The sequence below is a fragment of the Alkalibacillus silvisoli genome, assembly GCF_039521975.1.
In the GTDB taxonomy this organism is placed as follows: Bacteria; Bacillota; Bacilli; order Bacillales; family Alkalibacillaceae; genus Alkalibacillus; species Alkalibacillus silvisoli.
Genome location: NZ_BAAACZ010000008.1, coordinates 1 through 13,286 on the forward strand (window position 1 = coordinate 1; position 13,286 = coordinate 13,286).

Genomic DNA, 13,286 nt, shown 5'->3' on the forward strand with positions numbered 1-13,286 from the left:
TGGTGACACGTGGAGCTGACGGATACTAATCGATCGAGGACTTAACTTAAATCAAGTGATAAAACACGTATTCGGCTTTGGTTGATTCTTATCTAGTTTTGAAGGTATTGGACCTTCAATTAATCTGATATAATGATTTGTCCGGTGGTTATGGCAGAGAGGTCACACCTGTTCCCATGCCGAACACAGCAGTTAAGCTCTCTAGCGCCGATGGTAGTTGGGGTTTTTCCCCTGTGAGAGTAGGACACCGCCGGGCAGTTTAATCTCTAATAGACTGGGTTTTAATTAATTGAACTGCAGTCGTAGGAATTAAACTTATATAGCCTGGGTTCTGAACTAAAAGAACCGCAGTCAATATCGCGGGGTGGAGCAAACCCGCTACATTGAAAAACATCTTCGCAGGTTTGCGAGGAGCGTAGACTTCAATGAAAATACTTGCAACGCGACGAGCAGTCGTAGGGATTAAACTTATTATAGTCTGGGTTCTATTTAAAAGAACCACAGTCAATATCGCGGGGTGGAGCAAACCCGCTACATTGAAAAACATCTTCGCAGGTTTGCGAGGAGCGTAGACTTCAATGAAAATATTTGCAACGCGACGAGCAGTCGTAGGGATTAAACTTATTATAGTCTGGGTTCTATTTTAAAAGAACTGCAGTCAATATCGCGGGGTGGAGCAGTCTGGTAGCTCGTCGGGCTCATAACCCGGAGGTCGTAGGTTCAAATCCTGCCCCCGCAACCAAATTATATTACAATATCTTCGTCGAAATACAACTATGTAAGGTGATATCGGGAGCAACCCAGGTTGCAACCAAATTATATTACAATATCTTCGTCGAAATACTACTATGTGTTGCAATCAAATTTAAATATTACCTTAAATATAAAATATAGGTCCGGTAGTTCAGTTGGTTAGAATGCCTGCCTGTCACGCAGGAGGTCGCGGGTTCGAGTCCCGTCCGGACCGCCATTTTTATTTCAGACCATTCAGTACCTTGTGAAATTATTTCACAAGGTTTTTTAATTGCCTTTTAATTAGTAGTGGCTCTACACAATATTTGTGTTTGACTAAAGGTACAATTTGAAGTTAGAGATAAAAGTGGGGCTACAGAACGCCTTTTATTTTTATAAGGCGATGTTGCACTTCTGCCCTTTGATGGAACCGTCCACCGTAATCGGATCACCTGACAACTACGGACCCGACTCAAGAGGGTATATATCATAACATTTTAATACAAGGTGCCTTGTAAAAAAGCACCGTAACATTTGATTTAGAACCAAAATTTCAGTAATTTTATAAAAGCTTTTTATTGTAATCACTTCTCAAATCTTCGTTCATTAAATCTAATTAACTTAACTCTAACAAAACAATCGAATATTTCCTTTAATCGTCATTATTTGCTATGATACAAATATACTGTCTTGACTTGGAGGCTTTAGTCATGAAAGAGTTTGATTTTATTAAACAAATTACTCCCTCTTTTTACAAGCAAAGCTCTGTAGTGAAGGGGATTGGTGATGATGGAGCAGTTATAAAACCTCCTAATGGACATGAGTTAGTTGTAGTTGCTGATGCTATGGTTGAGGGGGTTCATTTTTCATTAGACTATATGTCCTTTCATGATGTTGGTCATCGCGTATTAGCGGCGAATGTTAGTGATTTGTGCGCAATGGGAAGTACACCTTTATATTATATAGTCACAATTAGTGTTCCAACTCAGTATACAAAAGAGGATATTAGCCAACTTTATAATGGCATGCAAGGCTTAGCGAAATCATTTAACATGGATTTAATTGGTGGTGATACGACTTCTTCTGACCAATTAATGATTTCTATTACGGCATTTGGTTCAGTCCTTTCAAACCAAAAGCGTTTAAGGTCACAAGCTGAATTAGGAGATCTTGTTTTTGTAACTGGTTATTTAGGTGAGTCGGGTTATGGCCTTCATTTGTTAGAAAAAAAGGAGCCAGATAGCTATTTTATTAATCGTCATAAAAGACCAGTTCCACGATATCATTTTATCCAAGCGTCTAGTCGTATTGACCGATTGAGCTTAAATGATATTAGTGATGGAATATCAACTGAACTAAATGAAATAGCTGAAGCTTCATCTGTTGATATTACGATTAATTATAGCCAGCTACCGGTTCATACAGATATGGCGACCTTACAAGAGGATTGGTTAAGGGAACTAGTCTTATCAGCAGGAGAGGATTTTGAGCTAGTTGGTACTTGTTCAAAAGAAGCTTGGGTACAGCTAGAAGATGCATGTCATCAGTTTAATATTCCGATCACATCAATTGGACAAGTCAGAATGCAGGCTGGTGAGAGGCCAACAGTGAAACTTCGTGAAGAAGAACGAGATATTGTATTAGATCGGGAAGGTTATGAACATTCTTAGTTTATAGGTGAGTAATATGTATAAATATAAAACAGAAAATGAAGAACAAACACAGTTAGTTGCTAATCAAATTGCTAATAAGTTAAAACCTAATGATGTTTTAACTTTGGATGGTGATTTAGGTGCTGGTAAGACAACTTTTACAAAAGGTTTAGCTAAAGGTTTAGGCGTTAAACGAACTGTAAATAGTCCTACCTATACAATAGTCAAAGAATATAAAGGGCAGCTGCCTTTTTACCATATGGATGTATATCGATTAGAAGATAGTGATGAGGATATTGGGTTTGATGATTATTTTAATGCTGAAGGTGTGACGGTCATTGAATGGTCTAGCTTTATTAGAGACTTTATCCCTGTAGAACGGTTAGAGATCGTGATTGAAAAAATTGATGAACAGACCCGCGAGATCACGCTAATTCCTCACGGTGAACATTTTAAAGAATTATGCAAGGGGATTCAATTATGAATGTGTTAGCAATAGATACTTCCAACCAACCGATGAGTGTTGCTTTGTTAAAAGATCAGCAATTAGCCGCGGAATTAACGGTTAATGTAAAACGCAATCATTCTATTCAGTTAATGCCAGCTATTGATTATATTTTAAATCAGGCCGGCTTACTCCCGAAAGATCTTAACTTAATAGCTGTTGCAGAAGGTCCGGGTTCTTATACTGGGCTTCGAATTGGGATGACGACAGCTAAAACTTTAGCTTGGACATTAAACCTTCCTATTGTTGCGATTTCTAGTTTAGAAATGCTAGCAGCTAATTTAATGTATCACAATAGCTATATTTGCCCTTTCTTTGACGCTAGAAGGGGTAATGTATATACAGGCTTATATAAAGCAACACAGGGGAAGATTGAGCAAGTTGAAGATGATTTTAATACAGCTATGGAAGAATGGTTAGATGAATTAAAAGCTTTAAATGAACCGATTTGGTTTATTAGTTCGACTGACCATAGTTTTGATCATATTATTAAAGACAAATTAGGCGAACATGCTATTCTTATTAAGCATTCGTTAAATTTTCCAAAGGCTGGTGTTTTAGCTTCTTTGGCACTTGAGTGTGACCCAACACCAGTTCATGAATTAAAGCCGCAATATCATCGAATGGTGGAGGCAGAAGCGAAATGGTTAGAGCAGAATCAAAAAAGGTAAAGAAGATGGACCAAGCGATTATTCGGAAAATGGAATTAGATGACTTAGATGAGGTCATGAGTGTTGAATTAGCTTCATTTCAATCACCTTGGAAAAGAGAGGATTTTGAATTTGATTTGATTAAAAATCGGTTCTCTCATTACCTAGTTATGGAAAAAGCCGGGCGAGTAGTTGCGTATTGTGGCGTGTGGATTGTTATGGAATCTGCACAAATAACAAACATTGCGGTTCTTCCTGATGAGCGAGGTAACCAATATGGTGAGACATTATTTAATCAAATGATGAAGTTAACTAAACGGTTTGGTGCTGAAGAATTAACATTAGAAGTTCGCGAATCAAACCATGTAGCTCAAAAAATATATCAAAAGTTTGGATTAGAAGTAGTCGCAACACGTGAGAATTATTATCCAGACCAAGAAGATGCATATGTAATGTGGGTGAAATTAATATGAGTGAAAAGAATGAATTAATTTTAGCAATAGAAACAAGCTGTGATGAAACAGCGGCTGCAGTTGTTCAAGGTGGAACGAAGCTTCGATCAAACGTTGTTGCAACACAAATGGAGATTCATCAAAAGTTTGGTGGGGTAGTACCAGAAGTTGCTTCAAGACACCATATTGAACAAATTACAATCGTCATGGAACAAGCTTTATACGAGGCTGATGTGTCAATTGACGATATTGATGCTGTCGCGGTAACAGAAGGCCCAGGCCTTGTTGGTGCTTTATTAGTTGGTGTTAACGCAGCTAAAGCACTAGCTTATGCCCATGGGAAGCCTGTAATTGGTGTGCATCATATCGCAGGTCATATTTATGCGAACCGATTAGAGAAGGAGTTTGAATTCCCGTTATTATCATTAGTCGTATCAGGTGGGCATACAGAGTTAATTTATATGGAGCAACACGGAGAATATGAAATTATTGGCGAAACCCGTGATGATGCAGCAGGTGAAGCCTATGATAAAGTAGCAAAGGCACTAAACTTACCTTATCCAGGTGGGCCACAAATCGACCGTTTAGCTCAATTAGGTGAGGATACATATCAATTTCCCCGTTCTTATTTAGAAGAAGGCTCTTATGATTTTAGTTTTAGTGGACTTAAAACATCCGTCATTAACAAATTACATCAACTAAGACAAAAAGGTGATGAAATAGACCGTGAGAATGTTGCTGCATCATTTCAAGAGAGTGTGATTGATGTATTAGTGGATAAAACCTATCAAGCGGCTGTGGATTATAATGTAAAACAGCTAATTGTCGCTGGTGGTGTATCTGCAAACCAAACGTTACGCAGGCGAATGGAGCGGCGATTTGCTGATACAGATGTAGAATTAGCGATTCCACCTTTATATTTATGTACAGATAATGCAGCGATGATCGGGGCCAAAGCTTCAATTAAGTATCATCAACAAAACTATGCTTCATTAGATCTAAATGCAAATCCAGGGTTAATGATGTGATAATTCTCCACAACTTATGCACAGTACTGTGCATAAGTTTTTATAAATATTAATTTACCAAGTTGTGAACTTGTGCATAAAACCTGTGGATAAATAACTATCATCTTGTGGATTTTGTTAATAACTATGTGCAAAACTTGATTTGTCAACAAAAATTCCGTGGATAAAATATTACTTAGGCCTATGGGTAAGTAGCTCTAAAAAAACAAGAAGCACACCTAGATTGGTTATGCTTCTTGTTCATAACTTTCAAGCTCTTCTTGCAATGATTCCCATTCTTCCATTAATTTCTCCAATGATTGTTGTTGTTCCTTAATCGTTTGGTTGATTTCTTGTAATTGTGAATAATCACCTGTTATATCAGGGTCTGCCATCTTAGCTTCTTGTTCTTCGATAATTTGTTCATGCGCTTGAATTTCTTCTTCAATCATATTAATTCGTCTTTCAACTTTCCTAATCTCACGTTTAAGCTGTTTGTCTTGTTCAAATTGGGTTTTCCCTGATTGATCTTCTTCTTGAGGTTGTTGTTTTAAAGCTTCCATTGCTTTTAGTTCTTCTTCTTCCTGGATTTTTTCAAGGTAATAATCATAATCACCAAGGAAAGTTCTAACACGATGATGTGTCATTTCCATAACTTGTGTGGCAATTCGGTTAATAAAGTAACGATCGTGTGATACGTAAATGATCGTTCCAGGAAAGTTAGCTAAAGCTGCTTCTAAAACTTCCTTACTATCTAAATCAAGGTGGTTAGTCGGCTCGTCCATTATTAATACATTCGATTTTTTCAACATCAATTTAGCCAATAGAACTCGAGCCTTTTCACCACCACTTAACATTCCGACAGTTTTTAATACATCATCACCTGAGAATAAAAAGTTACCTAATACTGTTCGAACATCTTTCTCAGGCATGAGTGGATAGTCATCCCACAACTCATTTAAAGCTGTTTTGGACCGGTTTAAAGTTGATTGTTCTTGGTCATAATAGCCGAAGTCAACATTAGTTCCTATTTGGACTTCACCATCAACAAATTCCATACGTTTAAGAATGGCTTTGAGTAAGGTTGTCTTCCCAACACCATTTGGTCCTACAATTGCGATTCGATCACCTCTATTAACTCGAAATGATACATTTTGGAAAATGGGTTGATCTAGTGGACCGTATTTTGCTAGTAAATTCTCTACCTTTAAAACGTCATTACCACTCTTTTGTTTGATTTCAAATGAAAATTTAGCCGAAGCATCATCTAAATCAGGATGATCAATTCGTTCCATTTTATCAAGTTGTTTACGTTTAGACTTAGCTCGATTACTTGTAGAATCACGGGCAATGTTACGCTGTACGAAGTCTTCTAAACGTTTAATTTCACCTTGCTGTTTTTCATACTGCTTCTTTTGCAGTTCGTAATCTTCAGCTCTTTTTTCCAAGAAATAGCTATAGTTACCATGATATTTCTTAGAAGATTGAAAAGCGACTTCGTAAACAATATTGACAGTTTGATCTAAAAAGTAGCGGTCGTGTGAGACGATCACAACAGCACCGTCGTAATTCTTCAAGTAAGATTCTAACCAATTCAATGTGTTGATATCTAAATGGTTTGTTGGCTCATCTAATATTAAAATGTTCGGTTTAGCTAGTAGCAGCTTACCTAAAGCTAAGCGGGTTTTCTGCCCACCACTTAAATCATTAATGGGTGTATTAAAGTCGAAATTACCAAAGTTTAGCCCTTGTAAGACGGAGTGGATATCAGCTTCATATTGAAAGCCGCCCATTGATTGGAATTGGTTTTGTTTTTCATCGTACGTATGGAGTAATTGCTCATAGGTTTCATGGCTTTCAATAACATCTGGATTTGCCATTTGTTCTTCTAATTCACGTAATTCTTTTTCTAAAGCGATAATATCTTTAAATACTTTTGACATCTCATCCCAAATGGAGCGTTCAGAGTCTAATCCAGTGTGCTGAGCAAGATATCCTACTGAGACATCTTTAGGCTTAAATAAGTCACCTTCATCATAAGGGATTTGACCTGCCATAATTTGAAGGATCGTGGATTTACCTGCACCATTTCGACCGACAATCGCAATTCGGTCTTGGTGATGTACTTCTATTTTAATTTTCGATAAAATAGGATCAGCACCAAAAGATTTACCTATATCATTCAATTGCATTACAATCATGTTTATTCACCTCAATGTGAACAGTTTATCTTATAGTCATATCATAAAGCAATGTTCTACGTTTTTAAATGGCATTTAGAAAGGAAGAACCTTAAACGATGGATGAAAATAAAATACCACAAGCAACAGCAAAACGGTTACCACTTTATTATCGACATCTAAATAATTTAAACCAACAAGGCAAGCAACGCATTTCATCTAAAGAGTTAAGTGAAGCACTTAAAGTAGACCCTGCTACGATTCGTAAAGATTTTTCATACTTTGGTGAGTTAGGGCGTAAAGGATACGGTTATGATATACAACATTTAATTTATTTCTTTAGAAAAACGTTAGATCAAGATGAGATTGCCCGTGTAGCTTTAATCGGAGTCGGTAATTTAGGAACAGCTTTACTGAACTACAATTTTATTAAAAATAATAATACGAAAATCGAGATTGCCTTTGATACAAATGATGATAAGATTGGAACGACCATTGGTGGCGTTCCGATTTATAGTGTTAATGATTTAGAGAAAGAATTAAAGCGCACTGATATTAGTGTCGCTATTTTAACAGTGCCGATGCATGTAGCTGATGAAATGACAGAACGAGTGGTAACATCAGGCATCGAAGGAATCTTAAATTTCACACCAGCACGTTTGTCTGTACCAGATTCTGTACGCGTGCACCACATTGACTTATCAGTAGAATTACAGTCATTAATATATTTTTTGAAAAACTAGAGAGGATGCAACCCCTCTCTTTTTTGGTAGTTCAATATAATGCATGAAACATTCTTAGATAAAACCTTCCAATTGACTGCCAAAAGGAGTACAATTATTCGTGAGACGAACTATCTAAGGGGAAACGAATGATGAGTAAATTAGCTAATAAATGGTTAGTAGTACTATCTGTTTTATTTGGAACTTTCACTGTAATCTTAAATAATAGTATGTTAAATCCTGTATTGCCGGAGTTTATGCACATATTTGATTCTGATGCTGTTGGGGTTAGTTGGATTTTAACCATCTTTATGATTGCAATGGGAATGACAATGCCATTAACAGGATATTTAGGTGATCGTTTTGGTAAGAAGACGATCTATATTATCGGTGTTTTGTTATTTACTTTGGCTTCAATTCTAGGTGCGTTATCACAAACATTAAGCATGATAATTATCGCCCGTGCAATTCAAGGTGTTGCGGGTGGTTTAATGATGCCGAATGCGATGGCATTAATCTTTAACGCTTTTCCAAAGAATGAGCGTGGTTTCGCTGTTGGTACATATGGTATATCAGTGATGATCGCCCCAGCTATTGGTCCGACAATTGGTGGTGTGATTGCTGAGAACTTTAACTGGATCTTTCTATTTTTAGTTAATTTACCATTTGCGTTGTTAAGCTTATTCTTTTCCATTAAATATTTAAAACCGACTCAATCAAACCCAAATATTAAATTTGATTACATCGGATTTATTATGGTAACAATTGGAGTAGGCTCTCTCTTATATGTCCTTGCTCAAGGTCGTGACCCGGATGCGTTAATGAGCTTAAGCAATGGTCTACTTTTAGTGGTTGGTGTGATCTTAATCGTTGTCTTTATTAAATATGAATTAAGAAAAGACCAGCCATTATTAGATTTACGCGTATTTAAAATAAAAACTTATCGCTATTCAATCCTAGTCACATCAGCTGCTTCTATTGGGTTATTCTCAAGCTTATTCTTACTCCCATATTTAATCCAAGAAGCGTTCGAGCTTGGTATGATCGCAACAGGGTTGATCTTTCTGCCGAGTGCTTTAGCTAGTGGGCTGTTTATGAATGTTGGTGGCAAGCTCCTAGATAAAAAAGGTCCAAGAGTCGTCATACCAACGGGGTTAATTATATTATCAAGTGCCAGTTTAGCGTTTGGTTTTGTTGAATTAACAACCGCCTTTTGGGTTATTGTTGTTATTAACATCATTCACGGGGCAGGTTTAGGCTTTGGTAATATGCCAGCGACAACTGCTGGTATGAATAAAATCCCAGACCACCTAGTAGCACAAGGCTCGGCGATGAATAATTTAATTCGTCAATTCTCCTCTTCATTAGGCATTGTATTTTTCTCAGTTTATTATGAACTTAGAAGAGGACATATGATTTTATTAGATGAGTATTCTATTGAAGAAGCTACATTACAAGCTATTAATGAAGCCTTTATTATCGCAGCTGTTATCATTGCACTAGCTATTCCTGCCGCCTTTAAGATGAAAGGTGTTGAAGATAAAGAGGAGTGATTAGTAATGTGTGGCCGTTTTACGTTAACTGTTGGAGAGAATTACTTAAAACAACAATATAATGCTAAAGGAGAAGTCGACTGGCTACCGAGTTATAACATCGCACCAACTCAAGGTGTATTAGCCGTTGTACATGATGGGGAATCTAATCGATTAGGAAAGATGAGTTGGGGGTTGATCCCTTCTTGGGCGAAGGATGAAAGCATGCGCTCAAAAATGATTAATGCTAGATTAGAAACAGCTGATGAAAAGCCGAGCTTTAAAAGGTTAATGGCGAAGCGGCGTTGTCTGATCTTAGCCGATAGTTTTTATGAGTGGAAGAAGGAAGGCAAAGAGAAGAAGCCGGTTCGAATCTATGCTCCAAATAATGAGTATTTCGCTTTTGCTGGTTTGTGGGACCGCTGGAAGAGTGAGAAGGGAGACATGATTAGTTGTACAATTTTAACGAAACAAGCTAATCAAGACATAGATTCGATTCATCATCGAATGCCTGTTATTCTACCTCGAGAATATGAGCAAGAATGGATTAATTTTGAAGCAAAAGACCCGAGCGAAGTAAAGAAATGGGTTCACGAACTTTCTGATATTCCGCTTAAGCACTATGAAGTTAGTACGTATGTGAATAGTCCAAGAAATAATGATGAGACTTGTATTGAAAGAGTGTAATGGATATTCGAGCGCTGATAAAAATGTGAGAACGCTGATAAATAATCACAAGCGCCGATTAATCCTCCTAACCTCCAAACATCTCATCACCCCAATAACAAAAAAGGTGACTAACGGAAATGTCCGTTGTCACCTTTTTCTACTTTTAAAACCACTTATGACTCAGTCGGAGGTGCACCTGACTTTTCAGCTTGTTTTTCTTGTTCTCGAACTTTGATAAATTTCCGTGTCTCATTCACAACAACACCTGAGAGTAGGAGCAATCCAATTAAGTTAGGTACAGCCATTAAGCCGTTCATCACATCAGCGAATGACCACACTACATCTAACTGAACGACAGCACCTAAGAAGATAAATAGGATAAACACAATTCGGTAGCTTGTTAAACCACGGTGTTTCGTTAAGTAACCGAAACATTTCTCACCGTAGTAAGACCAACCGAGAATCGTTGAGAAAGCAAAGAATACTAATCCAATCGATACGATCATAGCACCTGTTGGCCCTAAGAAGAACTCAAATGATTGTGAAGTTAAGCTTGCACCTTCTTCACCTGACATGTACATATCTGCCATAACAATTGTAACACCTGTAATCGTACAAACTACGATGGTGTCGATAAATACTTGTGTCATGGATACTAACGCTTGTCGACCAGGGTAATCTGTTCTAGCTGCAGCTGCCGCAATAGGAGCAGAACCTAAACCAGCTTCGTTTGAGAATACACCACGTGCAACACCCCAGCGGATTACAGCACCGATCGCACCACCTGCGACAGCTTCACCAGTAAAGGCATCAGTGAAGATGAAAGAAATTGCTTGACCAGCCATTTCTAAGTTCGTAAATAAAATGATTAATCCACCTATTACATAGAATAATGCCATAAAAGGGACGATATAAGCTGTTACTTTACCAATACTCTTAATACCACCAAGAATAACAAGACCTGCTAGTATGGTTAGTACAATACCAGTTGCAGCAACAGGTACACTAAATGTGTCATCTAAAACATCTGATACGGAGTTAGACTGTACCATGTTACCGATTCCAAAAGCAGCAATAGCACCAAAGACTGCAAATAGAACTGCTAACCATTTAAGCTTCAGCCCTTTTTCAATATAGTACATTGGACCTCCAGCCATTTTCCCGCTAGGCTCTTTAACACGGTACTTAACAGCAAGAATAGCCTCGGCATATTTCGTTGCCATACCGAATAAAGCTGAAATCCACATCCAAAATACAGCACCAGGACCACCAAGAACAACTGCTGTTGCAACACCAGCAATGTTACCAGTACCAATCGTCGCAGCAAGTGCTGTTGTTAGGGCTTGGAAGTGAGAGATGTCTCCTTCCGACTTTTTATCCTGACGTTTTGGACTAAATGATAGTTTTAATGCATAAGGCAATGTCTTAAATTGTAGAAAACTAAGTCTAATGGTTAGGAAGATACCAGTACCCACTAATAGAATCAATAACCAAGGTCCCCAAACGATATCACCAGCTATTCCTAGCCATTCAATCACTTTCTCCTCCATCGTATTCCTCCCTTGTAAAATTTTATCCTCTAATATGTTAATCATAATAAACATTTGTAGATAAGACAAGATTAATTCTGAAAATTTAAATTTATCAAACATATAGAGGTTGTTTAATTATTATTCATTAAAACGTTATATATGCTTTCAAATTACTAGACTATAGTAAAAAAGCTCTACAATATAAAAAACCGCAACGTTAAATACGTCGCGGTTTTGGTCTATTACTTTTGTTGTTTTTTCATCGCATTATGAACACCTATTAACCTAATCGCTACTCCAAAATCGATAGATGCGATGATCGCAAATATGACAGTTGCCGTGTTCCAAACAGTTTCATCAGCATATTGAATGGCAATATAAACAAACAGGACACCCATTAGTATATATACCCAAGCTAAAACGAGTGGTGATAATTTCATAAGTTATCCTCCAAAGAATATCATCATTGTGTTTTCTATTTCTTCTAGTTGTCTTTCTAATTTTTCAATATCAACGTTAAGCTGGATTAAAACGACAATCGTGTTCATTGCCATATGTGCAATGATTGGTACGATGATCCGCTTTGTTTTGACATAAAGGTAAGCAAAAGCAAACCCCATAGCAGTATAAGTTAAAATGAACGTAAAGTCCATGTGTACCGCTGCAAAAATTAACGCCGATATGATACCGGCAAAGATAAAGTTCATCCGCTTATAAAGTTCTCCGAAAATAATTTTACGGAAAATAATCTCTTCTAAAATCGGAGCGAAAATAATCGGTAATAAAATAAACCAAATGTTTTCATCAATAATTTCCATAATACTTTGGGTGTTTTCTGAGCTTTGTTCAATTCCTAATACGTAAATATTAATCATATTAGCTACGATTTGAACAGCATAAGCTAAAAACACACCAATAATCGACCATTTCACAATTTCACCAGTTGTTGGTCCGCTTCGCATATTCACTTCGGCAATATCTTTTCTTAATAAATAAACAATCCATAACGTCGCAATAGCCATACTACCGATTGTCCAATATACCATATCATCAATCGGTGGATTCTCTGGGTAATGCATATTGATTAAAATAATCCCTGGTAGCAACTGTGCTACAATATATACAATTAGTATTCCCCAATATCTTCTTGGCACTATAATCGTCCCTTTCTAATAAATCTGCTATAACCATTTTAGTATCTAAAAGCTATTCTATACTAATTAATTTGTAGAAACAAAAATTTTATGGTTTTTACTTGCAAAAAATTTCGTGATTCATTATTATAATAATTGGAATTAGCACTCACCATTGTTAAGTGCTAATAATCATCTTCAACATAATTCAGAGGAGGTTTTGATCATGTTAAAACCACTAGGAGATCGCGTAATTGTAGAAGTTGTAGAACAAGAAGAAACAACAACAAGCGGAATTGTATTACCTGATTCTGCAAAAGAAAAGCCTCAAGAAGGTAAAGTAGTAGCTGTTGGTTCAGGACGAGTAACTGACAATGGCGAGAAGGTTTCCTTAGAAGTGAGTGAAGGCGATAGTGTCATCTATTCTAAGTTTGCTGGAACAGAAGTAGAGAAAGATGGCAAAGAATACTTAGTACTACGTGAAAGTGATATTTTAGCAGTTGTCCAGTAATACAATCTG

General features: G+C 37.0%; 13 protein-coding genes, 2 tRNA genes and 1 rRNA gene. 12 read left to right on the forward strand and 4 right to left on the reverse strand.

Annotation, left to right across the window (positions count from 1 at the left end; genetic code table 11):
- Nucleotides 1-140 precede the first annotated feature (140 nt).
- From rrf to tsaD, 8 genes are all read left to right on the forward strand, one after another.
- Nucleotides 141-256, forward strand: a 5S ribosomal RNA gene (gene rrf / locus ABDZ63_RS03905).
- 409 nt (nucleotides 257-665) lie between these two features.
- A tRNA-Met gene (locus ABDZ63_RS03910) sits at nucleotides 666-742 on the forward strand.
- 151 nt (nucleotides 743-893) lie between these two features.
- Nucleotides 894-970, forward strand: a tRNA-Asp gene (locus ABDZ63_RS03915).
- Between the two features lie 472 nt (nucleotides 971-1,442).
- Nucleotides 1,443-2,402, forward strand: coding sequence for a thiamine-phosphate kinase (gene thiL, locus ABDZ63_RS03920; protein ID WP_343781923.1), 960 nt, complete (start codon nucleotides 1,443-1,445; stop codon nucleotides 2,400-2,402).
- Between the two features lie 16 nt (nucleotides 2,403-2,418).
- A complete protein-coding gene (tsaE, locus tag ABDZ63_RS03925; protein WP_343781924.1) occupies nucleotides 2,419-2,868 on the forward strand; it encodes a tRNA (adenosine(37)-N6)-threonylcarbamoyltransferase complex ATPase subunit type 1 TsaE in 450 nt (149 codons plus the stop codon).
- Entirely contained in the window at nucleotides 2,865-3,560 is a 696-nt protein-coding gene (tsaB, locus tag ABDZ63_RS03930; RefSeq protein WP_343781925.1) for a tRNA (adenosine(37)-N6)-threonylcarbamoyltransferase complex dimerization subunit type 1 TsaB, read from the forward strand. The genes tsaE and tsaB overlap by 4 nt, the downstream gene beginning before the upstream one ends.
- Nucleotides 3,533-4,012: a ribosomal protein S18-alanine N-acetyltransferase gene (rimI, locus tag ABDZ63_RS03935; protein ID WP_343781926.1), complete on the forward strand. Its 480-nt coding sequence runs from the start codon at nucleotides 3,533-3,535 to the stop codon at nucleotides 4,010-4,012. Before tsaB ends, rimI begins: the two co-directional genes overlap by 28 nt.
- Complete coding sequence (gene tsaD / locus ABDZ63_RS03940) at nucleotides 4,009-5,019, forward strand: tRNA (adenosine(37)-N6)-threonylcarbamoyltransferase complex transferase subunit TsaD (protein ID WP_343781927.1); 1,011 nt, start codon at nucleotides 4,009-4,011, stop codon at nucleotides 5,017-5,019. Before rimI ends, tsaD begins: the two co-directional genes overlap by 4 nt.
- A gap of 227 nt (nucleotides 5,020-5,246) precedes the next feature.
- Here the strand turns inward: tsaD and ABDZ63_RS03945 are convergent, their stop codons facing one another.
- Nucleotides 5,247-7,199, reverse strand: a complete 1,953-nt coding sequence (locus ABDZ63_RS03945) for an ABC-F family ATP-binding cassette domain-containing protein (protein ID WP_343781928.1) — start codon at nucleotides 7,197-7,199, stop codon at nucleotides 5,247-5,249.
- A gap of 98 nt (nucleotides 7,200-7,297) precedes the next feature.
- Between ABDZ63_RS03945 and ABDZ63_RS03950 the strand changes: the two genes are divergently transcribed.
- The 3 genes from ABDZ63_RS03950 (at nucleotide 7,298) to ABDZ63_RS03960 (ending at nucleotide 10,119) form a co-directional block, all read left to right on the forward strand.
- Nucleotides 7,298-7,921 carry a redox-sensing transcriptional repressor Rex gene (locus tag ABDZ63_RS03950; RefSeq protein WP_343781929.1) on the forward strand — a complete coding sequence of 208 codons (624 nt, stop codon included), beginning with the start codon at nucleotides 7,298-7,300 and terminating at the stop codon, nucleotides 7,919-7,921.
- 131 nt (nucleotides 7,922-8,052) lie between these two features.
- A complete protein-coding gene (locus tag ABDZ63_RS03955) occupies nucleotides 8,053-9,453 on the forward strand; it encodes a DHA2 family efflux MFS transporter permease subunit (RefSeq protein WP_343781930.1) in 1,401 nt (466 codons plus the stop codon).
- Nucleotides 9,454-9,459: 6 nt separating this feature from the next.
- Complete coding sequence (locus ABDZ63_RS03960; protein WP_343781931.1) at nucleotides 9,460-10,119, forward strand: SOS response-associated peptidase; 660 nt, start codon at nucleotides 9,460-9,462, stop codon at nucleotides 10,117-10,119.
- Nucleotides 10,120-10,274: 155 nt separating this feature from the next.
- On the opposite strand, the gene ABDZ63_RS03965 is transcribed toward ABDZ63_RS03960, so the two are convergent.
- From ABDZ63_RS03965 to ABDZ63_RS03975, 3 genes are all read right to left on the reverse strand, one after another.
- Nucleotides 10,275-11,651: an alanine/glycine:cation symporter family protein gene (locus ABDZ63_RS03965; protein ID WP_343781932.1), complete on the reverse strand. Its 1,377-nt coding sequence runs from the start codon at nucleotides 11,649-11,651 to the stop codon at nucleotides 10,275-10,277.
- Between the two features lie 224 nt (nucleotides 11,652-11,875).
- On the reverse strand, nucleotides 11,876-12,073 hold the full coding sequence (locus ABDZ63_RS03970; RefSeq protein WP_343781933.1) for a YdiK family protein: 198 nt from the start codon (nucleotides 12,071-12,073) through the stop codon (nucleotides 11,876-11,878).
- Nucleotides 12,074-12,076: 3 nt separating this feature from the next.
- Nucleotides 12,077-12,787 (reverse strand): CPBP family intramembrane glutamic endopeptidase, encoded by a 711-nt coding sequence (locus ABDZ63_RS03975; RefSeq protein WP_343781934.1) that lies wholly within the window; start codon nucleotides 12,785-12,787, stop codon nucleotides 12,077-12,079.
- 205 nt (nucleotides 12,788-12,992) lie between these two features.
- On the opposite strand from ABDZ63_RS03975, the gene groES reads away from it, so the two are divergent.
- Entirely contained in the window at nucleotides 12,993-13,277 is a 285-nt protein-coding gene (gene groES, locus ABDZ63_RS03980) for a co-chaperone GroES (RefSeq protein ID WP_343781936.1), read from the forward strand.
- The last annotated feature ends 9 nt before the right edge of the window (nucleotides 13,278-13,286 follow it).

Excerpts from the sequence above, each read along its gene's own strand:
- ABDZ63_RS03965 (WP_343781932.1), bottom strand. The coding sequence starts at position 11,651 with ATGGAGGAGAAAGTGATTGAATGGCTAGGAATAGCTGGTGATATCGTT.
- thiL (WP_343781923.1), top strand. The coding sequence starts at position 1,443 with ATGAAAGAGTTTGATTTTATTAAACAAATTACTCCCTCTTTTTACAAG.
- tsaE (WP_343781924.1), top strand. The coding sequence starts at position 2,419 with ATGTATAAATATAAAACAGAAAATGAAGAACAAACACAGTTAGTTGCT.
- tsaB (WP_343781925.1), top strand. The coding sequence starts at position 2,865 with ATGAATGTGTTAGCAATAGATACTTCCAACCAACCGATGAGTGTTGCT.
- ABDZ63_RS03955 (WP_343781930.1), top strand. The coding sequence starts at position 8,053 with ATGAGTAAATTAGCTAATAAATGGTTAGTAGTACTATCTGTTTTATTT.
- rimI (WP_343781926.1), top strand. The coding sequence starts at position 3,533 with ATGGTTAGAGCAGAATCAAAAAAGGTAAAGAAGATGGACCAAGCGATT.
- ABDZ63_RS03945 (WP_343781928.1), bottom strand. The coding sequence starts at position 7,199 with ATGATTGTAATGCAATTGAATGATATAGGTAAATCTTTTGGTGCTGAT.
- groES (WP_343781936.1), top strand. The coding sequence starts at position 12,993 with ATGTTAAAACCACTAGGAGATCGCGTAATTGTAGAAGTTGTAGAACAA.
- ABDZ63_RS03970 (WP_343781933.1), bottom strand. The coding sequence starts at position 12,073 with ATGAAATTATCACCACTCGTTTTAGCTTGGGTATATATACTAATGGGT.
- ABDZ63_RS03950 (WP_343781929.1), top strand. The coding sequence starts at position 7,298 with ATGGATGAAAATAAAATACCACAAGCAACAGCAAAACGGTTACCACTT.
- ABDZ63_RS03960 (WP_343781931.1), top strand. The coding sequence starts at position 9,460 with ATGTGTGGCCGTTTTACGTTAACTGTTGGAGAGAATTACTTAAAACAA.
- tsaD (WP_343781927.1), top strand. The coding sequence starts at position 4,009 with ATGAGTGAAAAGAATGAATTAATTTTAGCAATAGAAACAAGCTGTGAT.